This window comes from Pseudoalteromonas distincta (assembly GCF_000814675.1).
GTDB classification, from domain to species: Bacteria; Pseudomonadota; Gammaproteobacteria; order Enterobacterales; family Alteromonadaceae; genus Pseudoalteromonas; species Pseudoalteromonas distincta.
In genome coordinates this window covers 161,854-186,958 of sequence record NZ_JWIG01000022.1, presented here as the reverse complement: position 1 = coordinate 186,958, position 25,105 = coordinate 161,854, and the positions used below count along the sequence as shown (strand labels likewise).

Genomic DNA, 25,105 nt, shown 5'->3' with positions numbered 1-25,105 from the left:
ATCAGTTTCTAATATAGTGAATGGGGTTTAGCATAAGCTGCTTAGGTAGGCCTTTTAAGCTTTTTTATTGTGCGTATCTGTTAAGTAAAATATTTGTTAACTACTCTTTTTGAACCTGATAGGTAGAATAAAAACTCCCTACCAATGTACTCAGTGCTGCAGAGAATGCGAGTAGCAATATAAGAAATCTTAAGTTTAAAGCAGGTAATAATTTATATAGCAAAGCTTGCATCCTAAAGCACAATATTCAGCGCGTATTATACGAAGTTAAGTATTATACCCATTTAAGTGTTCATTAGTTAGGCTAGCTGACTTAATTAAATGCTTTTATAACAATCGCTTTTGCGGTTGTTTACAAAAGTAGTTAAGCTAAACAAATATTTGCATAACATAAATACGACTAAACCTTTGCTTTGGAGAGCGTTTTGCTAAATAAGTATGTTGTATCGTCTATCGTTTTTTTATCTGGGTGCTTAATGCCATTACAATCCTCGCTTGCTAAACCCGTGCTTTCTCTTGAACAAAAACTTGGGCAAAAGCTAATACTCGACTTTCGTTACTTCTGCCAGCAAGGAGTAAGTAATAAATGCCGAACTCCAATGACCGAGTTACCTAATGAGCTCGCTACCGCTATTGCAAAATACGATATTGGTGGGGTAATTTTATTTTCTGAAAACACTCAATCGATAGAGCAAACAATTGCGCTTAATAGCCAATTGCAAACAGCTGCAAGTAAATCCAGTAGTAAGCTGCCGCTATTTATATCAATAGATCAAGAAGGCGGACGTGTAGCGCGTTTACCACGCGATGTTGCCACCTCATTTACCGGTAATATGTCGATTGGCGCAACCTACAAAAAACACGGTACAAGCTTTGCGACAAAAACAGCAACAGTAATAGGTAAAGAGCTAAATTCGCTGGGTATAAATGTAAACTACGCGCCCACGGTTGATGTAAACATGAACCCCGATAACCCTGTTATTAACGTTCGTTCGTTTGGTGAAAACCCAGCATTAGTGAGTAAATTGGGCGCCGCACAGGTTGCAGGATTTGAAAGCAATGGCGTGATTACCTCGTTAAAGCACTTTCCGGGTCACGGCGATACAAACGTAGATAGCCATACGGGTTTGCCTAAAGTAAACCACGCAAAAGAAGTTATTTACGAGCAAGACCTAGCACCGTTTAAACACATTATCGCCAAGCAAAACCCAGGAATGATAATGACGGCGCATATTCAATATCCCGCGCTCGATAGCACAACGTTTATAAGTGTTAATGGCAAAACTATGATAAAACCGGCAACAATGTCGCGCGCAATCATTACTGATATTTTACGTGGCGAGCTTAATTACCAAGGAGTTGTAGTAACTGATGCGCTTGATATGGCTGGTATTAGTAACTTCTTCACACCAACTCAAGCGGTAATAAATACATTTGCCGCTGGAGCTGACATTGCCCTAATGCCTATTGAAATTAGAACACCAGATGATTTAAATAAACTCGATGATCTTATTAAAGATCTTGTTGCAGCGGTTAAATCAAACCAACTTGATGAGCAAGAAATAGCACAATCGGCACAGCGTATAATTGCACTTAAAAATAAATTTAGATTAAGCACTAATTTTGACCCTATTACCGCGCTCATAAATGCAAAGCAAACAATTGGCAGTGCAGCACATCGCGAAATAGAAGCGCAGCTTGCTGTAGAGGCAATAACGCAGGTTAAAAATAATAACAGTACTTTGCCACTTAATTTAAAAGCAGGAAGTAATGTTCATATTATTATGCCCGACACGCGTAAATGTATGGCAATGCAGCAAGCGATTGAAGCTATCAGCCAGCAAAAACTTAACTATAGTTGTAGTAGTTTACAAGGGTTCGACCCAGCACTCGCAAAAGCACAAATACACGCTGCTGATGTAGTTATAGCCGGTAATGCAACACCTAATCAAAGTGCGGTCGAAATTGGCGGTATGGATGATTTAAAAGATGATTCAAATTTTGCACTTAATAATGCGGAGCAGCCAAAAGCACTTGAGTCATTATTAAAAGTGGCAAAAGAAGAAAACAAAAGCACTGTATTTATAAGCCTAAGAGCACCTTACGACATTGCTAAATTTGGCGATTATGCAAATGCTGTACTTGCATCGTATGCATATAATATTGATGTAGATAAAAACGATATTGTATCTGGCCCTGCTTTTACCGCACTTGCAAAAGTGTTACTAGGAGAAGCACCGGCTAACGGCGTATTACCTGTCACAATAAAACCGCAAAAGGCGCACTAATATGAAACTCAATTGTGATTTAGGCGAAAGCTTTGGCGCGTGGAAAATGGGGCTAGACGATGACGTTATGCCACATATTGATATGGCTAACATTGCGTGTGGGTTTCATGCAGGTGACGCCGATGTAATGGCAAGCACGCTCACTCTTGCCAAGCAACATAACGTACAAATTGGTGCTCACCCAAGCTACCCAGATAAGCAGGGCTTTGGTAGGCGCTCAATGGTTCTTAGCGAAAAAGAGCTTACAAATTGCCTGCATTATCAAATAGCCACTATCGAGGGTATGGCAAAAGTACAAGGTTTAACACTTAGCTATGTAAAACCCCATGGCGCACTGTATAACGACATGATGGCAAATGATAAAATATTACAAACCGTTATAAATGCAATTGCCAGCTACCCAATAGATTTAAAGCTAATGATTTTAGCGACTAAAAATGCCAATAAGCACATTCAAATAGCTAAAAGCTCAGGAGTTGATCTAATACTCGAGGCATTCGCCGATAGGCAGTACACCGACGACGGGCATTTAGTGTCACGAACACTTGAGGGTAGCGTTCACAACAAAGCTGCATTACTAAAACAAGTAACTCAGCTTTTATCCGATGGCAGCGTGACAACACGAACTGGAAAAAAACTAACGCTCAACGCCGATAGCTTATGCGTACATGGCGACAACGCTGATGGCATAGCGCTTATAAAAGACATAAAAGCCCTGTGTAACTCAGCTAACTAAATACTTTTACACAACCACAAATAGAAGCTGTAAACCCCCTTTACAGCTTTAACTCATAGATTTAAATAAGAGCTTCATCGCATCCCACTGTTAATTTAATAATCCCTAACATATAACTACTTAGCAAATTAAAAAAAGTAACAACAGGGATAAAAATGAAAAAGCTTATAACACTTAGCCTCATTTTAGGCTGTAGCAATTTAGCCTACGCTGAAACAAATACACTACAACTGCAAGACGTGTTTAATTTAGAATATGCTAATCAAATAGATATAACCGAAGACGGTAAAACTGTTTATTTTGTGCGTAACCGCATGGATATAAAAACAGATCGCAAAGTGGGTAATATTTGGTCTGTTGATTACAAAACCAAACAAATGCAGCCGCTAACCTCTGGCGTACATATGGATTATTCGCCAGTACTCTCTCCTGATGGTGAACGCCTTGCGTTTATATCAACCCGCGATGGCAGCAGCCAAATATATATTAAATGGCTTAAAACAGGTGCTATGGCAAAAATTAGTAACTTAACGAGTAGTCCACGTTCGATTACATGGAGCCCTGATTCTAACCAATTAATATTTAGCATGTTTGTTCCAAGCGCTAATTCAGCGCCAGTGAGCTTACCAGGTAAACCAAAAGGCGCAACCTGGGCAGAGCCCGCCAAATTTATTGATGATGTGTATTACCGTTCAGATGGTGGCGGGTACACACAAAAAGGTTTTAGTCAGCTATTTACCATAGATGCTAACGGTGGTAATGCTAAACAACTCACTGATGATGAATTTGATAACGCGGGCGATGTAAGTTTTAGTAAAGACGGTAAATCACTTTATTTTTCTGCGAACAGGCACACAAACAACCAGCTAAAACCCACAAATAGTGAAATTTATAAACTCGAGTTAGCCACACAAAATATAACTGAAATTACTGATCGAAATGGTCCTGATGAGCAGCCTAAAGTATCGCCCGATGGTCGTTACTTAGTGTACACAGGTTACGATGATAAACGCACTAACTACGAAAACGCTCAGCTTTATATTCGTGATTTAAAAACAGGTAACACAACTAGCTTAACGCCAAACTTTGATCGTAGCGTAGGTCAAATAAAATGGAGTGCCAATTCAAAAGGTGTGTACTTTAGTTACGCTGATAAAGGCCAAACCGCCCTCGCCTATCAACCACGCAGTGGCAAGCGTAAAATAATAACAACCCAAATTGGCAGCGTTGCCTTTGGTCGCCCTTATTCCGGTGGCGACTTTGATGTAAGCGAAGATGGTGAGGTAGCCTTTACCCTTGCCGATACTCAGCGCCCTGCTGATATAGCAACAATTAAACGCGGTAAAGCGCAGCGTTTAACTACCCTTAATGCAGATGCACTGGGCGACAAAACTTTGGCTAAAGTGGAAGAAATTTGGGTTAAATCAAGCCACGATGAGCTTCCTATTCAGGGGTGGATTGTCTACCCGCCAGAATTTGATAGCAGCAAAAAATACCCGCTAATACTAGAAATTCACGGCGGCCCTGTCGCTAATTATGGCCCGCACTTTAGCGCTGAAATTCAGCTGTTTGCAGCCAAAGGTAATGTCGTTTTATACATGAACCCACGTGGTAGTGATTCATACGGTAAAGAGTTTGCACAAACTATTCATCACAATTACCCAAGTAACGATTTTGACGACTTAATGACGGGCGTTGATGCGCTAATAGCGAAAGGCTTTATCGACGAGTCTAAATTGTTTGTAACCGGTGGTTCTGGCGGCGGCGTGCTAACAGCTTGGATTGTGGGTCATACAGATCGCTTTGCTGCGGCTGTAGTTGCCAAACCGGTTATTAATTGGATCAGTTTTGTACTAACTGCCGATTTTTACCCGTTTTTTGCTGATTACTGGTTTCCAGGAAAACCATGGGATCACATTGAGCATTACATGAAACGCTCGCCTATTAGTTATGTTGGAAACGTTAAAACTCCTACTATGTTGCTCACTGGGGAATCTGACTACCGTACACCAATTTCAGAAACTGAACAGTTTTATCAGGCATTAAAACTACAAGGCGTTGATACTGCAATGGTGCGCATTCCTAATGCATCGCATGGTATTACAGCTCGCCCATCAAACTTAATGACTAAAGTAGCTTATATTCAATGGTGGTTTGATAAATACACTAAATAAACGTTGAATAAAAATTTATAGCTCAAATAAAAGCCACTTCAAATAAGTGGCTTTTATGTTTACCGACTTAGTATTCAAACTGTAAACCCCCTTTACACTTCTGTGACAGTTAAATATCGGACTTAGCTAAAACTTCAGTTAGTAAAATTTCGGTTTATAGCATTTTTTGTAACTTGAGTTGGTAAAAAATCGGTTTGAGTCACTGTTTATAGCCTCTCAGTTAGTAAAATTTTGTTTTATCGCACGGAGAAGTTAGTAAAAAATCGGTTTATAAATTCGCTAAGTTTGTCTATTAAAGCAAAAATCAGTCACTTACCTGCCTTTTAAAGTTGTTGTAAACGCTTTTTACAGCAAAATCACCCCAAATATGCCGTTTTATGAAAGGTTAGTTAAACTCTGATCTGTAAATTCACTCAGGTAGTTAAATAGTGATCCAACATGATTTGGCAAGGGCGTGTTGAACTTTGGTGGGTTAATTTGCTGCAGTATGTTTGGTTTTTAGGCAAGGCGGAGCTTATGTAGTGTGGTTATTCCCCATGAATAGGCGATAACGTAGCATAAATACCAAACATGCGCTGCCCTTTGGGTTCTTTCTAGGGACGATAAACTCTTTGTTGCCTACATGGATGTAGGTAAGGGGCGTGAGCAGGACGCGGAAGCTTTGCTCGGTTTTTACTTAGCCCACTAGGTTACAAACCTCGCGCCGCGATTTAATCGCCCCTAGTTTGAACAAATTTCAATCCACAAAGATCAACACGCCCTAGTTAAAGTCTGATCTGTAACTATGCTTCAATGTTCTAACTTTGTTTAAAACAATAAAAAAGGGCCTATTGGCCCTTGAGTAACACTATCTAGTTAGGAATTAAAACTGGTTCATGGTGTTGTCTTCACCACCGGCTTTTAGCGCGTTATCACCAGAGAAGTATTCTTTGTGTGTATCGCCCATGTTAGACCCTGCTAGGTCTTGGTGTTTAACTGAAGCTTGCTCACGGCGAATTTCTTGGCGTTGTACATCACGTACATAAGCCAGCATACCCATATCGCCAAAGTAACCTTCTGATAAAATATCAGTGCTTAGCGCAGCTGTATGGTACGTAGGCAGAGTAATTAAGTGATGGAAAATACCTGCTTCACGTGCGCCATCGCGCTGGAAGTTTTGCACTAGTAAATCGGCTGCTTGTGCAAGCTCTGTTGCATCCATTTCTGGTGCCATAAGGCCTTTATTATCGCCAAGGCTTGGGTAAGCACTAAGGTCACGGCCTGCTTCTTCCCACTCTTGATACACTTGCTCACGAAACTTAAGCGTCCAGTTAAACGAAGGCGAGTTGTTGTATACCAGTTTTGCATTTGGCACGTGTTCTTTTACACGATTCACCAGTTCTGCAATTTGTTTAACATGTGGTTTTTCTGTTTCAATCCACAGTAAATCAGCGCCCGACTGCAAGCTAGTAATACAATCTAATACAACGCGGTCTTTTTCAGTGCCTTCGCGGAACTGGTATAAACCGTTATCTAGGCGAGTTGGTTTACATAACTGGCCATTAATTTTCATTGCCGTATCACCTTCATTTAAATCATCAACACCGTTAATTGGCGTAGTTTCTAAAAATGCATTGTATTGGCTTGCTAAGTCACCAGGTGTTTGCGACACAGGTACTTTTTGAGTAAGGCTGGCGCCTAATGAATCTGTACGTGCCACAATAATGCCGTTATCAATACCTAGCTCTAAAAAGGCGTAACGTACTGCGTTAATTTTTGCTAAAAAGTCTTCGTGTGGAACGGTCACTTTACCCGCTTGGTGACCACATTGTTTGGCGTCAGATACTTGGTTTTCTATTTGAATGGCACATGCACCGGCTTCAATCATTTTTTTAGCCAGTAAGTAAGTTGCTTCTTCGTTACCAAAACCGGCATCAATATCAGCAATAATTGGCACAACATGGGTTTCAAAGTTGTCTATTTTATCAATAACAGCTTGAACATCGCCGCCGTTCGCTTTTGCTTCATCTAGGTCGTTAAACAAGTGGTCTAGTTCTCGTGCATCTGCTTGCTTTAAAAACGTGTAAATTTCTTCAATTAGTGCAGGTACCGATGTTTTTTCATGCATGCTCTGATCTGGCAGCGGACCAAATGCAGAGCGAAGCGCTGCAACCATCCAGCCACTTAAGTATACATAGCTGCGTTTAGTTGTTTTTTGATGGCGCTTAATAGCCATCATCATTTGTTGGGCAGTAAAGCCATGCCAACACCCTAAAGATTGCGTGTATTGGCTTGTGTCGGCGTCATATGCAGCCATATCTTCACGCATTACGTCTGCTGTGTATTGCGCAATTTCAATTCCTGTACGAAAACGGTTTTGTAAACGCATGCGGCTTGCGTATTCAGGGTTAATAGCTTTCCATGCGCTGCCTTGTGTTTGGCAAAGAGTAGAGAGTGTGTCGGTTTCGCGTTGATATGTTGTCATAATAAAATCCTTCGAACGAGTGTGTAATACCAACCTGCATAAATCTTTGATCAATTTAACGAATTAAATTGCACTATAACGTCGTTAAAAATTTTTTATTTAGAATAACTAGATACAAAAATTTTTGCCTAGCTCTAGCGTAATTTTCTTAACGTTAAATAGACCCCATATATAAGCAGATTGGTATAAATTATTTTAATGTTGTGAGAGTGGCTAGGAGTGTGTGCTCCGTTTCGCTTAATTCAACATTAGGCTCCTTTTCTAGATTTAGTAAATTTATAGTTGTTATTGTGGCTATACATTTTGTGAATGGCTAAAAAGCACTCAACATTGCCTTTTTGAGTTATTGTTGCCTTACGCATAAGCACACAACAACATCGCGACCGTTTAAAGGAAGGCAACTATGTCCCACACTCTCACACATTCAGGACTCAGCGTAGACACACAACTCGCTGATTTTGTTAAAAATCAATTGCTACCAGGCACTCACCTAAGTGAGTCACAATTTTGGCAAAGTTTTGCACATATCGTTCAAACACTTACCCCTATTAATAAGGCACTGCTTGAAAAGCGAGAGCTGCTTCAACAGCAAATAGACGACTACCATCTTGCTAATAAAACCTGGGATAGCGCTAAATACCAAGCCTTTTTGCAAGATATTGGTTACTTAGTAAAAGAGCCTGCCAACTTTGAAATTGAAACCCAAAATGTAGAGCCCGAAGTGGCCCTTACAGCAGGGCCTCAGTTGGTTGTGCCTGTAAGTAATGCACGCTTTGCACTTAATGCCGCTAACGCTCGCTGGGGCTCGTTATACGACGCTTTATACGGTACTGATGTGTTAAGCGAAGATGACGGGGCTGAAAAAGGTAATACCTACAACCCTGTTCGTGGTTTTAAGGTAATGGCCTACGCTCGCCAGTTTTTAGATAAAGCATTGCCGCTGACCAATGGCTCCCATATAGAAAGCACGAATTACTCAGTAGTAGATGGCGCACTTTTAATAACCTTGCGTGACAGCTCTCAAACCACATTAGCTAACCCATCTCAGCTTATTGGCTATCAAGGAGAAGCACAAAACCCAACTGTAGTGTTATTAAAAAACAATGATTTACACATAGAGCTACATATCGATCACCACCACATTATTGGCCAAGCTGATAAGGCTGGTTTAAAAGATGTAGTGCTAGAGGCCGCTCTTACCACCATTATGGATTGTGAAGATTCAGTAGCTGCGGTAGATGCAGAAGATAAAGTACAAGTTTATAAAAATTGGCTTGGGTTGATGCAAGGTAACTTAGTTGAATCGTTTAAAAAAGGCGATAAAACTGTTGAGCGTACTCTGCAAAGTGATAAAACATACACCGCACTTGATGGCGGCACCGTTACTTTAAAAGGCCGTAGCATGATGTTTGTAAGAAACGTTGGCCATTTAATGACGAACCCTGCTATTACCGATGTGTTTAATCAACCGGTGTTTGAAGGCATTATGGATGCGATGTTTACAGCCACTGCTGCCCTGCACGACCTAAATAAAAAAACAGGTATAAAAAATTCAAGCGCGCAAAGTATTAATATAGTAAAACCCAAAATGCATGGCCCTGAAGAGGTAGCATTTACTAACACTTTATTTAGCTTAGTAGAGGAAGCGCTAAGCTTACCTAAAAACACGCTTAAAATGGGGATTATGGATGAAGAACGCCGTACTTCTGTAAATCTTAAAGCGTGTATTTATGCAGCTAAAGGGCGTGTTGTATTTATTAATACCGGGTTTTTAGATAGAACAGGCGATGAAATTCATACCTCTATGCAAGCGGGCGTTGTGCTTCCAAAAGCACAGATTAAGCAGCAACCATGGATACAAGCTTATGAGGATCGCAACGTCGATATTGGCCTTGCTTGTGGCTTAAGTCATAAAGCACAAATAGGTAAAGGCATGTGGCCAATGCCAGATAAAATGGCATTAATGATGGAGCAAAAACAAGCTCATCCTAAATCAGGCGCTAATACAGCATGGGTGCCCTCCCCTACAGCCGCTACCCTGCATGCAATGCATTATCACGATATAAACGTATTTACTGAGCAGCAAAGTATAGCTAAACGTACTATTGCGAGCCTTAATGACCTGCTTACACCGCCGCTAATGGCAGACCCTAAAACGCTTTCAAAAGAAGATATTCAAAGTGAGCTAGAAAATAACGCACAAGGTATTTTAGGTTACGTTGTACGCTGGATTGATCAAGGCGTAGGTTGCTCAAAAGTACCTGACATTAACCATATCGGTTTAATGGAAGACAGAGCCACACTGCGTATTTCAAGCCAGCATATGGCTAATTGGTTGCTAAATGGCGTGTGCTCACAAGCGCAAATAAAATCAACAATGGCTAAAATGGCAAAAGTGGTTGATGGCCAAAACGAGCATGACACTGCGTATACACCCATGGCAACAAGCGAAGAAACCCTTAATAACAGCATTGCGTTTCAAGCCGCTACTGCGCTGGTTTTAGAGGGTGTAACGCAACCTAGTGGTTACACTGAACCACTACTACATAGCTACCGTATAAAATATAAAGCACAAAAGTCGAATACGCTTTAACTGCTTAATCAAAGTTAAAATTAAGTACTAAACCAGCTTTTAAGCTGGTTTTTTATCGCCTAAAATTAGAATAACAGCACTTTTAAGGCATTTTAAAAATATATATTCAAATAAGCATAATACACATGAATATCTAACATTTATTCAAACGTAAAAAAGCGTGTTTTGCATACACAAAACACGCTTTTTAAAGCTTTTAAACTTTTACGTTTAATTTTTTACAATGGCATTGTGATAAATATTTTGTACATCGTCACAATCTTCAAGCATATTTATAAACTTATCAAAGTTAGCAATAACTTCTTCGTCTTCAATTTCAATATTAACTTGAGGGATAAACGTAATTTCATCTACTTCAAAGTTAATGCCTTCAAATGCGTCTTCAAGGGCAGTTTTAGCTTTAAAGTATTCTGTTGGCGGTGCAAATACCGATATTTTACCGTCCTCGGCTTCAACATCGCTTACATCAACATCAGCCATCATTAATGCTTCTAATACGACTTCATCGTCATCGCCTGCAAAGCCAAGTACCGCATAATGATCAAACATATGCGCTACACAGCCAGGAGTACCAATTTTTGAGTCTGTTTTAGTAAATGGTAAACGTACATCTTTGATAGTACGGTTTGGATTATCAGTTAAACAGTCAACAATAACCATGCAGTTACCAGGGCCATAGCCTTCATAACGGGCAACAGAGTAATCTTCTCCTGCGCCACCGGCTGCTTTTTCAATTGCTTTTTCGATAACGTGTGCGGGTACTTGGTCTTTTTTAGCTTTTTCGATTAGACGGCGAAGTGTTTGGTTTACTTCGGGATCGGGATCACCACTTTTTGCTGCAACGTAAATCTCTTTGCCGTACTTTGAGTTTACTTTTGTTTTTGCATTGGCTGTTTTGATCATAGAACTTTGACGAACTACAAATGCTCTGCCCATTTTGTGCCCCTAATGAATACGTTACGTTTTGCGGTATTTTACCAATTCAAAACGTATTGGGCTAGCTCCGCAATGGGCAAAACTTGATTAATAAAAACTTTTATAACTACATACTCATTTCAGAATAAATTAAATGACATGCTATTTAACATAACTCTATTTTTTCAGAATAACTCTCAACTAATGTCACTAAGTCAGCAAAGTCATGTAAAACGTAATCGGCCTGATCGGCGTAAGCTGGCGTTAACTCTGGAGCGTATAAACATGCACGCATATTTGCATTATGCGCAGCTTGAATATCATAAAGGTAATCGCCTACATAAAGTAAGTTTCTAGCATTAATGTTCCAAAGTGTAGCAATAGCATTTAAAGCGCTGGGATCTGGTTTTGCAGGTGCATCGCTTCTTGTTAAAACAGTACTAATAGGAAGTGGGTTATTTTGTAATTTAATTGCAGCCGCTTTATCAAAATTGCGAGTAACAATTGCCATCGGTATATTTTTAGACTTTAAAGCATTAATAGCTTCACTCACGCCGGGTAAAATACTGGCATGTTGTGCGTCTATTAATTCGTGTTGGTGAACTATATTCATTGCCTCTTCACGCATATACGGTGAGGGCAACTGAGCAATGTAATCAAGCAAGTCTTGCTCGCAAGGGCAACCTATTTGGGCTTTAATTAATGTAAAATCTAGTTCGGATGAAACTAATGTTCCATCTAAATCAAAAATTACTCCAAAAATAGCCTCAACCTGAGTAGTCATATCATTCCCTGAATTTAGTTATTACTAAATAAAATTTAAACATAAAATTCTCTACTGCTTATGCCCAAGCCAGTTATAGCTAAAAGGATAAATGAAACTAACTATATTTAAATTATTTATTTGCACTGCTATCAATCTATTGATAATACAGTAAATATAATTGGTAGTTGTAGCATGCGCAAAAAATGGTAAATATACAAATTGAACTACCAGTTTTTACGTAAATTTACATATACCAGATCAAAAATGAACGCAGTTTAAACGTATAAAGAAAACGCGCACATTAACTGCAGTGCGCGTTGGTTGGGGAAGTTTTAACTGTTAATTTTGCTCAAAGCGGGCTTCGAGCCAAGTATCATCTTGTGCAAAGTTTAAAGTTTTAATCTTACCTTTGCCCTCAACGTTTACCATATTTACCTGAGATGGCCATAAATCACGAAGCGCGCCATTGCTCATTTTAATTCCTTCAATGTTTTCAGGAATTGGTGCTTCTTGGTAAACCCAAAAAAACTTACCATCAACTTGTGCTCCCACAAAGTTAAGTGGTAAAGGTTCACCACTTAACGTTTGTAGAGCAACATGCGATTCAACATACTTAGCAAAACGTTGCTGATCGGCTTTATTACTAATAATATCGATTTTGCCTTCAAACAATGTTCCTACGGCGTGTTCGGTATCATGTAAATAAAAGCGATGCATTAACTCAATATTATGCGTTCGTTTATTAAAAAGCACGGTTGTAACTGACGATTTTAGTTGATGCGCCATACTCGGCGCAGCAACTAAAAGGCAAACAATAATAAGCAAAAAGCGCATTATTGCGGCTCCTCACCGTTATCTTTTTCGTCTTTCTTCTCATCAGTTTTAAGCTCTGTTTTAATATCTTGCATGATATCGCGACTTACTTTAGCTTTACTCTTTTCCTTTTTAAACACTTCAATACGTGAAGGAATAATACGACGAGGGTAGTTATTGTTTTCAACATCTACGTCAGCTGTTTCCCAGCCTGGGTCAACAGTAACTGATACAAGCGGTTTGTTTTTATCGGTAACAATCAGCTTTTGAACGTTTTTATAATTACGACGCCAAATTTCAGCAGGAATATAACGCTCTTCAGTCGTGCCATCTTCATATGTTAGCTCTAATAAAATAGGCATTACCAAACCACCAAGGTTTGAAAATTCCATAACGTAATAGTTTTTATCTTCTTCTAAAGCACGCTCAAGCGTTTTACGCTCCCACGGCTCTAAGCCTTTCAAAAACTTATTGTACGAGTTACGTTCTTTATTGGTTACAGTAAAACGGTCGTTTTCGTCATAAAAATCGGTAACATCAGGGTTTTGCTCAACCCATGTTTTTTTACCTTCGGCGCGGTTACGCTCAACAAATAATGACGTAGGCTTATCTGCTTCAATATCACGTAAACGGCTATAATCAATATCAGGGTTTTTAGTGTCTAAACGTAGTTGATATACTTTATCTAAAGAGATATCAACATGGTCTGTGGTGTAAAACCAGCCACGCCAAAACCAATCTAAATCAACACCAGAAGCTTCTTCCATTGTGCGGAAAAAATCAGCTGGGGTAGGGCGCTTGTATTTCCAGCGCTGAGCATACTCTTTAAATGCAAAGTCGAATAAGTCACGGCCTAAAATTACTTCACGTAAAATATTAAGGGCTGCGGCAGGTTTAGTATAAGCATTAGGGCCTAAACGTAATACGCTGTCTGACTGAGTCATAATTGGTACTTGGACTTCTGACTTCATGTAGCTCACTATATCGCGAGGCTCAACACCCCAAGGAATAGTAGGATCCCATTCACGACCAGCAACACCATCTAAAAAGCTGTTTAAGCCTTCATCCATCCACGTCCATTGGCGCTCATCTGAGTTCACAATCATCGGAAAGTAAATATGACCAACTTCATGAATAACTACGCCAAGTAAAAAGCGCTTTTCAGCCTGAGAATAAGTACGAGTACCGTCATCTTGTAACTTAGTACGCGGACCGTTAAAGGTGATCATTGGGTATTCCATACCACCAACGGGGCCATTAACCGACTGTGCAGTTGGGTACGGGTAATCAAAAGAATACTTAGAGTACACTTCCATTGTGTGTACTACCGCTTCAGTTGAGTACTTTTTCCATAAGTCACCACCTTCTTTAGGGAAGAACGACATTGCCATAACTAAAGGCTGAACGTCACCACCTTGCTGATAACCCTTTGCATCCCACATAAACTTACGAGACGACGCCCAGGCAAAGTCACGTACGTTTTGCGCTTTAAAGTGCCACGTTTTAGTTTTGTCGGTGCCTTCTTTTTCGTTTTCTAGCGCTTCTTCTGCGTTAACAATAAACACAGGACGCTTAGATGTTTCAGCTTGCTTTAAACGTTTGCGCTGAGTACTTGTAAGTACTTTACTCGCGTTATCAAGCTTACCTGTTGCCGATACAATGTGATCCGCAGGAACGGTAATCTCAACATCGTAATCACCAAACTCAAGCGTAAACTCACCAGAGCCTAAAAATGGCTTGTTTGTCCATGCTTCGTAATCGGTATAAGCCGCTAAGCGAGGGAACCACTGAGCAATTAAGAATATGTCGTTGCCATCTTCTTCAAAGTGCTCGTAACCAGAACGTGCACCTAAAGCATCTTCTTCAACAATGTTGAAGGCAAAGTTCATGCTAAATTCTACTTCTTTACCTGGTTTTAATGGCTCGTTTAAATCAATGCGCATTAAAGTATCAACTACAGTTACGCGTAGCTCTTTACCATCGTCATCCTTTACGCCACTGATTGTATAACCCAGTTCGTTGTCGCTCATAAATTGCTGACGGCGTAAGTCACCTAAACTTAATTTAGCAGGCTTTTGAGCTGGTAGACTTTCTAAAGTGCTTTTAAACGTTTTAGTTGTTTCGGCAATAGAATCACTTTTAAAAATATTTTGATCTAACTGTAACCATAAATATTTAAGTGTATGCGGAGAGTTATTTTTATATTCAATGCTTTGGCTACCGGTAATACGGTGCTTTTTTTCATCTAGCTTTACATCAATATCGTAGTTTACACGTTGCTGCCAGTATTTTTCACCTGGTTCGCCAGCGGCACTACGATAAACGTTGGGTGTAGGAAGCGCTTCGTCTAATTGACGAAATTTATCAACAAAAGAACCTTTTGTTTGCTCAACCGAAGACGCCATAACCGCACTAGATATTGCCAAAGGCAATACAAAAGCACTTAGCGTAAGACCTATTTTTTTCATTGTTAGTCCTAATATAATTTTGTGAGCATACTTTGACAAATATACCAGTTAGCTTCAATAAATTAGCGACCAAGTACCGTATTTTTAGGGTGATGTTCACTTAGTTTATTAGATTGAAAAGTACAATTATTTTGTAACAAAATACGAATAAATAATAACTGTAAAGGGGGTTTACAAAAGTGGGATTTAATAATGGTTTTGAGCTATTAAATACAAGTTTTAGAGCTTGGAAAAAGCACATTAACTTTACCTACTTTGCTAAATAAGTATTGCTTTAGCATTATCAGGTAAACCAATAATCCTATGTATAAATGCCTCAAATTTGCAATAAGTAAAATGAGCTAAAAGCCCACTCTACTGAACAAAAATACAGTGAAAACAGCTGAATTATTGGCTCAAATATTGCCGAACTTCCTTAATATTCGCTATTTTTACGATAAATGATAAATAGTTCAATTTTAGGTTGATCTTTAGTGCAGTTTATATTTAAAATCGCCAACCTTTTTATTTGAGGAAAATAAATTCGTCACATTTATCCTCAAATTAATATCGATTACTAGCAAGAAATGCGGTGGGCTTATGGATTTTTACATCCTAAAAAAACAACAAGAACTAATTGCGATTCCAGCAAGTGAGAATAACTGTAAGCAGTATCTCGATTCGGGTTATTTTTATATCGATAAAGTAGCAGCGTGCAACGAAACTAATGCATTAAAGGCGCTACACGCAAAACAAACTAAAACGTTAAAAATTCCATTATTAATGGCACTTTTAGCATTACCGGTTGTTTTTTCAGCTTGGTCCAGTTTAACCTAAGGTAATGCACGGCTTAGGCTTGCATCTTTAACAGCCTTGGGTATATTGGCGCTCTTACGGTTTTATTAAGAGCGCGACATGAAAGTCCTCCACACCTCAGATTGGCACCTTGGCCAACAATTTTACGAACACGATCGCCGTGTTGAACATCAAGCCTTTTTTACATGGTTATTAGCCACTCTTGTTGAACAACAAATAGACTTACTTCTAGTTGCTGGCGACATTTATCATACAGCGACTCCAAGTGCTAGCGCCGAAAATCAGCTTTATCAATTTATTAAAGACGCCAAAAAAGCATGCCCATTATTACATGTAGTGATTATTGCGGGTAACCACGACTCTGCAAATCGTATTTTGGCAGCTCAGCCATTACTTGCACAGTTTGATACTCACGTAGTAGGGCGCTTTGATGTCGCAACACCCGATGAAACTGTTATTACCATAAATACCAATGGTAAACGCGCTGTAATCGTCGCTATGCCATTTTTACGTGCAAGCGATGTAAGTTTACTTAGCCAAACCGAAAGCGGCCCTAGTTATGCTCAAGGCGTTGCAAAAGCTTACGAGCTTGCACTAGAACAAGCTACTAATATAAACGAGCAAAACTCACCATTAATAGTTATGGGACATTTACACGCAAAAGGCGGGGATATCTCAAGTGATTCTGAGCGTAACTTAGTGATAGGTGGTGAGGAGTCTATTTCAGCCAATGTATTTGGTAAACAAGCCAACTATGTTGCCCTTGGGCATTTACACAAAGCGCAACAAGTCGCTAAAAGCGATATTATTCGCTACAGCGGCACACCTATCCCTATGTCGTTTTCAGAGCGTAACTACACGCACCAAGTAAATGTTGTTGAGTTTATTATTGATGAAAAACAACATATTAGTACAACTGTAAACCCCCTTTACATTCCACGCTCTGCCGATGTGATTATTTTACCAAAAGGGGAGTGTGTACCATTAAGCGAACTATGCGAGCAAATTAAAGCGCTCGACACCGCACAAAATATAATAGCGCCTTATTTACGTGTAAAGCTTAAATCAAGCGATACCGACACCACCTTCAGAGAACAAATAGAACAAGCACTTGAAGGCAAGCATATTAAATTTTGTGGTATTGAACGTGTACGTGAGCAATCAGCGCAAAATGACGACAACACCGTATTTGAAGATTTAAGCGAAGTTGAAATGCTCAACCCACTAAACCTATTAGAACAAGCATTCGCAAACGATAAAGACATGGCAGGGCAAAGCGTACCCGATGAGCTAAAAGCACTTTTAAGTGATGTGATAAACGAGCTTACGGAGCAAGAACAACTATGAAAATAACCGCAGTTCGTATTCATAATTTAGCCTCAATAGTTGACGCTGAAATAGATTTTACTAAAGCCCCATTAAAAGATGCAGGCTTATTTGCGATAACAGGCGATACCGGTGCTGGTAAAAGTACCTTCTTAGATGCTATTTGTTTAGCCCTTTATACAAAAACAGCGAGGCTGCGCGGCGATAAAGGTAACTTAATTGAGTTTAACGGCGACAGCATTAAGCTTAATGATGCGCGAAACTTGCTACGCAGAGGCACATGGGAAGGCTACGCCGAGGTCGACTTTTTAGGACAAGATAAACAGCTTTATCGTGCGCGCTATACAATTTCACGCACCCATAAAAAAGTAACAGGCAAACTTAAAGTAGCAGAGCACACATTAATTACCCTGCCAGACGAAACTTTAATAGCTGACAAAAGCCACACAATAAAAGAAGTTGAGAGCAAAATAGGGCTTAACTTTGAGCAGTTCTCCCGTGCCGTACTTTTAGCGCAACATGAGTTTGCTGCATTTTTAAAAGCCACTGGCGATGAGCGAGCACAACTTTTAGAGTGTTTAACAGGCACCGATAAATTTAGCCGTATTGGCGTGCGTATTTTTGAGCGCTATAAAGAGCAAGTAGCAAAGCTTGAAGCGCTTAAAGCAGGCCTTGAAAGCTATACCTTATTAACACCAGAAGAACTTGAGCTACAACAAACCAAGTTAACCGATTTAAAAGCGCAAACCGAACACACTAAAAAAGAGCTGACCAAAACCGAAAAAGCACTTAACTGGTATCAGCAAGCTACAGTGCTTGAGCAAAGCTTACTGCAGGCACAGCAAACCCAGCAACAAGCAAGCTCAGCGCTTGAAAGTATTACCTCACAAAGCGAGCAGGCAAAACAAGCCAAGCAGGCGCTTGAAATAAAAGATAACCGCAGCCGTTTTACTCAATTAACCGATCAAAATACGGCGTTAGAGCAGCAAATAACATCACTTAAAAGTGTTGATCATTTAGCGGTAATTAACGAGCGTAATACCGCGCTTGCTAAGCATACTGAGCTACTTAATAACGCCAATGAGCAAAAACAAAATGCAGCGCCCGTTATAGCAAAAGCGAGAGAGCTCGACAGCAGCATTGCCTTGCAAACTCAAGCTGTAAAAGGCACAGAGTCGCAAATAACCAAAGAGCAAACTCAACTTGATGAACTCACACAGCAGCTTAAACAAAGCAATAACGAGCTAGAACTCGCTAATACCGACTCAACTAAAAGCCAGCAATGGCTTAATGAGCATGCACAGCTGCACGTTTTAGCAAAAGACTGGAGCTACTATCAGCAAAGCTTTAATACCTACTTAAATGCACAACAGCAATTAACTGCAAACCTTGCACAAAGCCAAACTCTTAATACCGAGCTTGCAGGTCAGAGCGATCTTTTAAATACACAAAATAATAAAGTGCAGCAGTGCGAGGCGTTACTTACGAGCGAGCAGTCAGCTTTGCAGGTTTTAAATACTCAGCTTAATGAATTTAATGCAGAGCACTGCGACGCGCAGTTAAAAAGTATTGATTACTTAAAAGAGCAGCGAGAGCGCTATAAGCAATTTAACGCAGAACTAAAACAAAGCACTCAACGCCAGCAAGTGCTCAATCAGCAGCTAAATGAAAGCCAGCAAGCCCATGCTTTACTTAATCAGCATTTAATAACTAGCGAGCAAGCACTTAAAGGCAGCGAGTACGCACTTAACCAAGCGCGTTTAAGAGCCAGCGAAAACGTAGAGCATTTACGCACTGAGCTTCGCCCTAATGAGCCTTGTTTAGTGTGCGGCGCAACGGATCACCCGTATGCGGTAAATCAAAATCAGCAATTAAATAACTTAATTATTGATTTTGAAAATGCTTTTAATATAGCTAAAAAGCAATTTGACCATGCACAAAGCGAGCTGCATAAGCACCAAACTCAACATGCTGTGTTAACTGCTGAACACGGACAACTTGAGCAAATAATACAAACAGCAAAAGCCAAACAGCTCGACATTAAAAATACCATGCAAGGCGCACGTAATGAGCTTAACGACTTAACGCCTGATCAGCTTGAAGTAACTTATAAGCAATTAACGCAGCAAAAAGCGCAATACTTTGAGCAACAAAAACGCCAACGTACACTGCAAACCAAAGTAAATGAGCTACAAGCAGCACTTAAAGCAGAGCAGCAAGTACAGCAGCAGTTGAGTAATAAACACCTTGAGCTTACACACCAGCAAAACCAGTTAACGAGTAAGCATAGCGAGCTAAGTGCGCAAATTAACGAGCTGGGTACAACGCTCAATAATCAATTTGAAAACAGTGATTTTTGGCAGCAATTACAAGCCAATACGCTTGAACTTACCGAGCTGAACAAGCAGGTTACGCAGTATCAGCAAACTCAAACGCAACTTGAGCAAAGCCAAAAGCGCCAAGACACAGCTAATGAGCAAATAAAGCAGCTTAGCCCGCTTGTTAGTAAAAACGAGCAATCGTTAAAAGCACTTAATGAAGAGTTTGTAAAAGCTAAAGCGCTATTAGACGCGGTACAAAGTGAGCGCTTAGCTTTATTTAATAACGAGCAAATAAGCGCAGACGACTATCAAGCAAAACTCACAAGTGAGCAAGAGCAAAAGCAATCGCAGGTTCAAGCGAGTCAAAAAGCCTATGACGACGCTATAAAACAACGAGATGAACACGCTATAACGCTTAAAAATGTGGAGCAACGCTTACTTGAAAACAGCCAAGAACTAGCAACACTTGAGGCACGTTATAACCAGTGGTTTGCTGACTTTAAAGCGCAATACAGCGATGTTACGCACGAACAGGTCAAAATTTTACTAACGCTAAGTAGCGAGACTATTAAAGCGCATTTAACTCAGCACGAGCAGTTAACTCAAGCGTTAACAGATGCAAATGCCGCATTAAAACAGCAGCAACTTACGCTTGAAAAACACAACAGTAGCGATAAGCCAACACAAAGTGCAGAGGCTTTAAGTACGCAATTAAGCAGCTTAAATGAGCAACAAACGCAGCTGCAAAATTCATTACTAGCAACTAATACCGCTATTGAGCAACACAACCAAAACGCAAAGGCGCTTGAAGGCAAACAAGCTGAGTTAACTACGCTTAAAACACAGGTAGAGCAGTGGCATTTGCTTAATAAAGTATTGGGCGATGCAACGGGTAAAACTATGCGTAACTTAGCACAAACACAAACGTTAAAAATATTACTGCACTATGCCAACAGCCATTTAAAAACACTCAACAAACGCTACGAATTAACCGCCATAGCGCAAACGCTCGACATTGCAATTATCGACCGCGACATGGCCGACGAGCAACGCTCTGTTAATACGCTCTCGGGCGGTGAGTCATTTTTAGTATCGCTAGCGCTTGCACTTGGTTTAGCATCGCTTTCGTCTAACAAAGTACAAATCAATTCTTTGTTTATTGACGAAGGGTTTGGTACGTTAGATAGCGAAACCCTAAGCATTGCAATGGACGCTTTGGATTCTTTGCAAGCACAAGGCAGAAAAGTAGGCGTTATATCGCACGTAACACAAATGAGCGAGCGTGTAGCCACTCAAGTGCATGTAGCCAAAAAGCCAGGTGGATATTCCACAGTTGAAGTTTTATAAGCAACATTACTGAAAACAAGGAGATACAATGCCAACGTTTACAGGCGAGCAAGCAACACAATACGATAGCCGCATAACCCGTTTAGTTCCTGGTTATGAATTATTACATCAGCTTACTAATGCGCAACTACAAGCAACGCTAAGCGACAATGCGCATATTTTGGTAGTAGGGGCAGGCACAGGCAAAGAAGTACTTGCACTGGCTGCACTAAACCCTACATGGCAATTTACTGCGCAAGATACATCAGCCGATATGCTCGCTATCGCACAGCAGCAATTTAATGAACAAGGCATAACAAGCCGCGTAGATGTACATAATGGCCCCGTTGATAAATTATCGGTTAAAGCCGATGCCGTTTTATGTTTATTAGTAATGCATTTTTTAGAAGATAACGGCGATAAAAAAGAGTTATTAAAAGCAATGAAGGGCAATCTTAAAAAAGATGCACTCCTTTATATTGCTGATTTAATGCGTCCCGAAACGACGTTTGAGCGCGAAGCTCAACTTACCACATGCGCGCAATTGGGTTTAACCGAAACCGGTAAAACACAAATGGGACACGACCTAGAAAATGAGTTTTACCCGCTCGATAGAATGCGCTTTAGCGAACTGCTAAATGAGTGCAAATTTGGCATTCCAAAGCTGTATTTTAAAGCGCTAGGTTTTAGTGGGTATGTAGTTTAACGTTGTATTAAATTTGTACAATACCAAACAAGCTAAATAAGCACTCGCTCTTTAGCTTCAATTAAAACACCGAACTAACAAGTTCGGTGTTTTAATATAACCTCTCTAAACTCCGAAGTTTCTCTAAGCGTAGGTCGGTTAAGCGAAGCGCCACCCGACGGGGAAGTTAAATGGTAGCTCACATAGTGTAATGTAAACTTAAAATTGTATATCAGGTTTATAGCCTTGAGGTTGAAGTAAGTCTTCATTCTGCAGCAATATATCAATCCCCATCTCGGTTATTGAATAAGTATAAAAATCGCATTCACTATGTTGATCTGTCTCAATAGCTTTACTTAAATATCCCATTCTTTCTAACTTGATCAACGATATTTGCAAAATAGAGTCATCTGTAGAACTAAAGTTATTAGAAATTCTATAAAATGGGAGACCATCAGGGTCAGACGTATAACTTTGTAGACAAGCTGCTAAAAATTTATAATCTTGTGCCTTAAGGTTATAAACTGATGGATTCGCAATATTTCTTTTTATCCCAGAGCTATTTTGATTATTGATCACTCCTAGCCTTTCTGCTTCAGCTTTAATTAATGTACAAGCACGGTTAGTCGCTGAAACCAAATCATAATCAGAACGTCCAGAATCATAATCAGCAGGAGTTACTCCTAATAAATCGGTTGGTAGATGCATTTCAATATCGCGAGGCTTCAGGATAAATGATCTAGATTTACCTATAGCTCCAACGAATAATCCCATTTCAAAAATTACATTATCTCTTACGACATGTTCTTGTCTATTTCGGATCGTAGCGATATCTTCTGGAGCAAATATAAATAGTGCAAAATCTACAAATGACGACTTTTCAACAAGATCATCGATCACTGTTGATGAGAGTTTAAAAGTACCATTTTTCCATAGCGTTACTTCAAATTCATGGTCTAAATTAACATTTACAGCTTCAGCTACGGGTAAGCTTTCAACTGAAGAAGCTATAAATAGTCTTGGTTTTCTCAACTTATTGTCTCCTTACTTAATTGAGTTTTCTTTTAGCAATAAGAATAAAGTTATATGTTTTTAGTATCTGCTTATTACATTAATACTAAAATGTTTAGCTTGCTACCATACTAGCAAAAATCCTAACCAATCTCTCCAAGCGCTTTCATTGCAGCTTGTGCTTTGTCTGTTTGTACAAAAATATGGTCGTGATAAAACGCAGCTACCACATTAGCGCTAATGCCATGCTCAGTTAGCTTTGCAGATACCGCAGCTGTTAGCCCAACGGCCTCTAAGCTTGAATGTACGTTAAGGGTAATTAAATTATATTTACCCTCGTAAGTAATACCTGCTTTATCGGCGGTTTCAGCTTTTAAAATAAGGGTTAGCCCTTCTTCTTCAACATAAGTGGCAAGTGGCTCTAAGTGAACATAATCAGCCAATTTCCCTGCTAAGCAACAAAAAATATACTCGCCTTGCTTAAGCGCTGGCTGCATTGATTTTAATAATTCGTTTAACTCTAAAATTCCGGCCATGGTCGTTCCTTACAATGTGTTATTTTTTTAGCTGCGCGACTAGCTCGCTTAATCTCGCAATTTTTATATTACTTAACTGTCTATAATCAAAATATGGGCACACAATAATGTTGTTAGTTGTGTCTATTGCAAACTCGTCGTCAAGCCAATCAAATTGTGCATGCAACTTACCTTGTTGTAATAAGTTTTTAGCGTGCGTACGCCCAGCAATTATATGTAGCTGGTTTTTATTGCTAGTAGCTTTATTTGCACACGTAATAGTAATGTTGGGCGCGCTAAATAGCAGGGCGGTTTTACTGTTTTTTTGCAGTAAAAATTCATCGCGATATTGTTGCCAAGTAGGGGCTTGTTTGGCAAATGAATAATGCTCACTTGGCAGGGCAAATAGCACTTTTGCATACACGTTAAACACTTTGCGCCAACCATTACCACAGTGCTGGTTTATGGTATTTATTTGCTCATTTATAACCGGTTCTAGGCATTCAAGTGTTTCAAAAAACGGCATTGGCGGCGCTTTTGCTAAGTATACCGCCACGCTAAATTGCGTATCACCTAAGCCAACTAATTGGGTATTCAAGTTAGTTAGCCTTGTTTTGCGCTAAAATACGGTCGAGGTTATTTGCAAAATTTTGGCGATCGGTTTGGCTAAGTGGCGGCGGCCCACCACTCATTTCTACGCCACTTGAGCGCATGGTATCCATAAAGTCGCGCACGTTAAGTATTGAGCGGATATTCTCGGTGGTATAAAGCTCACCACGTGGGTTTAGCGCTTGCCCGCCGTTATCAATTACTTCACTTGCTAGCGGAATATCGCCTGTAATAACTAAATCGCCTTTTTCAACACGTTTTACTATTTCGTCGTCGGCTACATCAAATCCCGACGATACTTGAACGCGGCTTATGTATTTTGACGGCGGAATACGCATTGCGTGATTAGCCACTAAAATAGTCTCGATTTTCATACGCTCTGCAGCTCTAAAAAGTATTTCTTTTATAACAACAGGACACGCGTCTGCATCTACCCAAATTTTCATGCTATGGTCATTTTTATTGCTTTAGAATTAATATGATCCTATAGCAAATTTTTTTAATCGGCTAGCAAACTTTATATCCATCTATATTTAGATAATACGTACTATTTATGTAATTAAAAAAGGAGCTTACATGAAGGCTATAAAATACGGTTTACTTATTACAGGGTTGTTTTTTCTTAGTGCCTGCACCAGCCCTCCGGAGGGAATAACACCCGTTAAAAACTTTGATATACAAAAATATAAAGGCAAGTGGTTTGAAATAGCGCGTCTTAATCACTCATTCGAAGAAGGTATGGAGCAAGTTACCGCGACTTATTCAATTAACGACGACGGCACAGTAAAGGTCCTTAACAAAGGGTATTTAACGGATGATAAAAAATGGGATGACGCCGAAGGCTTAGCCAAGTTTGTTGAGGGCACTGACACCGGGCATTTTAAAGTCTCGTTTTTTGGTCCATTTTATGGCGCTTACGTGATTTTTGAACTTGACCAACCTGATTATCAATATGCATTTATAACCAGTTACAACAAAGATTACTTGTGGTTTCTGTCGCGTACACCAACGGTTAGCAAAGAGCTTAAAGAACACTTTTTAACTAAAGCTAAAGAGCTGGGCTTTGCTACCGATGAAATAATTTGGGTAAACCAAGAGACTATGTAAAGGGGGTTTACAGTTAGTTATATACGTTTTTAAAGTAGTAATAAAAGAGTCACCGAACTGTAAAGTAACTTAAATATATTATGGTTATATTGTGTGTACTTGCCGTGAGACAGCAAGTATTGGAAACACTGAATATCCCCTATTGTTGGCAAGCTATATAGCTTGCCATTTTTTTTGCCTAATCTATGGGAAA

At 39.7% G+C, this 25,105-nt stretch carries 18 protein-coding genes; 9 read left to right on the top strand and 9 right to left on the bottom strand.

The window, feature by feature from the left end; all coding sequences use genetic code 11:
• The first annotated feature begins 476 nt into the window (after positions 1 to 476).
• From QT16_RS14435 to QT16_RS14425, 3 genes are all read left to right on the top strand, one after another.
• On the top strand, positions 477 to 2,288 hold the full coding sequence (locus QT16_RS14435) for a glycoside hydrolase family 3 protein (RefSeq protein ID WP_039488867.1): 1,812 nt from the start codon (positions 477 to 479) through the stop codon (positions 2,286 to 2,288).
• Between the two features lies 1 nt (position 2,289).
• Entirely contained in the window at positions 2,290 to 3,024 is a 735-nt protein-coding gene (locus QT16_RS14430) for a 5-oxoprolinase subunit PxpA (protein ID WP_039488865.1), read from the top strand.
• A gap of 155 nt (positions 3,025 to 3,179) precedes the next feature.
• On the top strand, positions 3,180 to 5,198 hold the full coding sequence (locus tag QT16_RS14425; protein ID WP_039488862.1) for a S9 family peptidase: 2,019 nt from the start codon (positions 3,180 to 3,182) through the stop codon (positions 5,196 to 5,198).
• An 862-nt stretch (positions 5,199 to 6,060) separates the two neighbouring features.
• On the opposite strand, the gene QT16_RS14420 is transcribed toward QT16_RS14425, so the two are convergent.
• Complete coding sequence (locus QT16_RS14420; RefSeq protein WP_002959200.1) at positions 6,061 to 7,662, bottom strand: isocitrate lyase; 1,602 nt, start codon at positions 7,660 to 7,662, stop codon at positions 6,061 to 6,063.
• Positions 7,663 to 8,065: 403 nt separating this feature from the next.
• Here QT16_RS14420 and QT16_RS14415 point away from each other — a divergent pair, with 403 nt between their 5' ends.
• The gene (locus tag QT16_RS14415) at positions 8,066 to 10,255 is read left to right on the top strand and encodes a malate synthase G (protein ID WP_039488860.1); all 2,190 of its coding nucleotides are present in this window, start codon (positions 8,066 to 8,068) and stop codon (positions 10,253 to 10,255) included.
• 210 nt (positions 10,256 to 10,465) lie between these two features.
• Here the strand turns inward: QT16_RS14415 and QT16_RS14410 are convergent, their stop codons facing one another.
• From QT16_RS14410 to QT16_RS14395, 4 genes are all read right to left on the bottom strand, one after another.
• A complete protein-coding gene (locus tag QT16_RS14410) occupies positions 10,466 to 11,191 on the bottom strand; it encodes a YebC/PmpR family DNA-binding transcriptional regulator (protein ID WP_002959197.1) in 726 nt (241 codons plus the stop codon).
• Positions 11,192 to 11,336: 145 nt separating this feature from the next.
• On the bottom strand, positions 11,337 to 11,954 hold the full coding sequence (locus QT16_RS14405; RefSeq protein WP_002959195.1) for an HAD family hydrolase: 618 nt from the start codon (positions 11,952 to 11,954) through the stop codon (positions 11,337 to 11,339).
• A gap of 321 nt (positions 11,955 to 12,275) precedes the next feature.
• Complete coding sequence (locus QT16_RS14400; protein ID WP_039488858.1) at positions 12,276 to 12,770, bottom strand: DUF6702 family protein; 495 nt, start codon at positions 12,768 to 12,770, stop codon at positions 12,276 to 12,278.
• Entirely contained in the window at positions 12,770 to 15,217 is a 2,448-nt protein-coding gene (locus tag QT16_RS14395; RefSeq protein WP_039488857.1) for a M1 family metallopeptidase, read from the bottom strand. Before QT16_RS14395 ends, QT16_RS14400 begins: the two co-directional genes overlap by 1 nt.
• Before the next feature lie 579 nt (positions 15,218 to 15,796).
• Here QT16_RS14395 and QT16_RS14390 point away from each other — a divergent pair.
• The 4 genes from QT16_RS14390 (at position 15,797) to QT16_RS14375 (ending at position 21,691) form a co-directional block, all read left to right on the top strand.
• Positions 15,797 to 16,033 (top strand): hypothetical protein, encoded by a 237-nt coding sequence (locus QT16_RS14390; RefSeq protein WP_039488855.1) that lies wholly within the window; start codon positions 15,797 to 15,799, stop codon positions 16,031 to 16,033.
• Positions 16,034 to 16,111: 78 nt separating this feature from the next.
• Complete coding sequence (locus QT16_RS14385) at positions 16,112 to 17,359, top strand: exonuclease SbcCD subunit D C-terminal domain-containing protein (protein WP_039488853.1); 1,248 nt, start codon at positions 16,112 to 16,114, stop codon at positions 17,357 to 17,359.
• The gene (locus QT16_RS14380; protein ID WP_039488851.1) at positions 17,356 to 21,006 is read left to right on the top strand and encodes an AAA family ATPase; all 3,651 of its coding nucleotides are present in this window, start codon (positions 17,356 to 17,358) and stop codon (positions 21,004 to 21,006) included. Before QT16_RS14385 ends, QT16_RS14380 begins: the two co-directional genes overlap by 4 nt.
• A 28-nt stretch (positions 21,007 to 21,034) precedes the next feature.
• Positions 21,035 to 21,691, top strand: coding sequence for a class I SAM-dependent methyltransferase (locus QT16_RS14375; RefSeq protein WP_039488848.1), 657 nt, complete (start codon positions 21,035 to 21,037; stop codon positions 21,689 to 21,691).
• Between the two features lie 198 nt (positions 21,692 to 21,889).
• On the opposite strand, the gene QT16_RS14370 is transcribed toward QT16_RS14375, so the two are convergent.
• The 4 genes from QT16_RS14370 to QT16_RS14355 form a co-directional block, all read right to left on the bottom strand.
• On the bottom strand, positions 21,890 to 22,702 hold the full coding sequence (locus QT16_RS14370; RefSeq protein WP_039488845.1) for a TIR domain-containing protein: 813 nt from the start codon (positions 22,700 to 22,702) through the stop codon (positions 21,890 to 21,892).
• Positions 22,703 to 22,824: 122 nt separating this feature from the next.
• Positions 22,825 to 23,217 carry an ACT domain-containing protein gene (locus tag QT16_RS14365; RefSeq protein WP_002959178.1) on the bottom strand — a complete coding sequence of 131 codons (393 nt, stop codon included), beginning with the start codon at positions 23,215 to 23,217 and terminating at the stop codon, positions 22,825 to 22,827.
• Between the two features lie 19 nt (positions 23,218 to 23,236).
• Complete coding sequence (locus QT16_RS14360; RefSeq protein ID WP_039488843.1) at positions 23,237 to 23,794, bottom strand: DUF6942 family protein; 558 nt, start codon at positions 23,792 to 23,794, stop codon at positions 23,237 to 23,239.
• Between the two features lies 1 nt (position 23,795).
• Complete coding sequence (locus QT16_RS14355) at positions 23,796 to 24,251, bottom strand: YaiI/YqxD family protein (protein ID WP_002959175.1); 456 nt, start codon at positions 24,249 to 24,251, stop codon at positions 23,796 to 23,798.
• Between the two features lie 130 nt (positions 24,252 to 24,381).
• Here QT16_RS14355 and QT16_RS14350 point away from each other — a divergent pair, with 130 nt between their 5' ends.
• Positions 24,382 to 24,912: a lipocalin family protein gene (locus QT16_RS14350; protein ID WP_024605217.1), complete on the top strand. Its 531-nt coding sequence runs from the start codon at positions 24,382 to 24,384 to the stop codon at positions 24,910 to 24,912.
• Positions 24,913 to 25,105: the final 193 nt, after the last annotated feature.

What these genes read in the sequence shown, in the direction of transcription:
- QT16_RS14435 (WP_039488867.1), top strand. Translation starts at nt 477, where the DNA reads ATGCCATTACAATCCTCGCTTGCTAAACCCGTGCTTTCTCTTGAACAA.
- QT16_RS14430 (WP_039488865.1), top strand. Translation starts at nt 2,290, where the DNA reads ATGAAACTCAATTGTGATTTAGGCGAAAGCTTTGGCGCGTGGAAAATG.
- QT16_RS14425 (WP_039488862.1), top strand. Translation starts at nt 3,180, where the DNA reads ATGAAAAAGCTTATAACACTTAGCCTCATTTTAGGCTGTAGCAATTTA.
- QT16_RS14420 (WP_002959200.1), bottom strand. Translation starts at nt 7,662, where the DNA reads ATGACAACATATCAACGCGAAACCGACACACTCTCTACTCTTTGCCAA.
- QT16_RS14415 (WP_039488860.1), top strand. Translation starts at nt 8,066, where the DNA reads ATGTCCCACACTCTCACACATTCAGGACTCAGCGTAGACACACAACTC.
- QT16_RS14410 (WP_002959197.1), bottom strand. Translation starts at nt 11,191, where the DNA reads ATGGGCAGAGCATTTGTAGTTCGTCAAAGTTCTATGATCAAAACAGCC.
- QT16_RS14405 (WP_002959195.1), bottom strand. Translation starts at nt 11,954, where the DNA reads ATGACTACTCAGGTTGAGGCTATTTTTGGAGTAATTTTTGATTTAGAT.
- QT16_RS14400 (WP_039488858.1), bottom strand. Translation starts at nt 12,770, where the DNA reads ATGCGCTTTTTGCTTATTATTGTTTGCCTTTTAGTTGCTGCGCCGAGT.
- QT16_RS14395 (WP_039488857.1), bottom strand. Translation starts at nt 15,217, where the DNA reads ATGAAAAAAATAGGTCTTACGCTAAGTGCTTTTGTATTGCCTTTGGCA.
- QT16_RS14390 (WP_039488855.1), top strand. Translation starts at nt 15,797, where the DNA reads ATGGATTTTTACATCCTAAAAAAACAACAAGAACTAATTGCGATTCCA.
- QT16_RS14385 (WP_039488853.1), top strand. Translation starts at nt 16,112, where the DNA reads ATGAAAGTCCTCCACACCTCAGATTGGCACCTTGGCCAACAATTTTAC.
- QT16_RS14380 (WP_039488851.1), top strand. Translation starts at nt 17,356, where the DNA reads ATGAAAATAACCGCAGTTCGTATTCATAATTTAGCCTCAATAGTTGAC.
- QT16_RS14375 (WP_039488848.1), top strand. Translation starts at nt 21,035, where the DNA reads ATGCCAACGTTTACAGGCGAGCAAGCAACACAATACGATAGCCGCATA.
- QT16_RS14365 (WP_002959178.1), bottom strand. Translation starts at nt 23,217, where the DNA reads ATGGCCGGAATTTTAGAGTTAAACGAATTATTAAAATCAATGCAGCCA.
- QT16_RS14355 (WP_002959175.1), bottom strand. Translation starts at nt 24,251, where the DNA reads ATGAAAATTTGGGTAGATGCAGACGCGTGTCCTGTTGTTATAAAAGAA.
- QT16_RS14350 (WP_024605217.1), top strand. Translation starts at nt 24,382, where the DNA reads ATGAAGGCTATAAAATACGGTTTACTTATTACAGGGTTGTTTTTTCTT.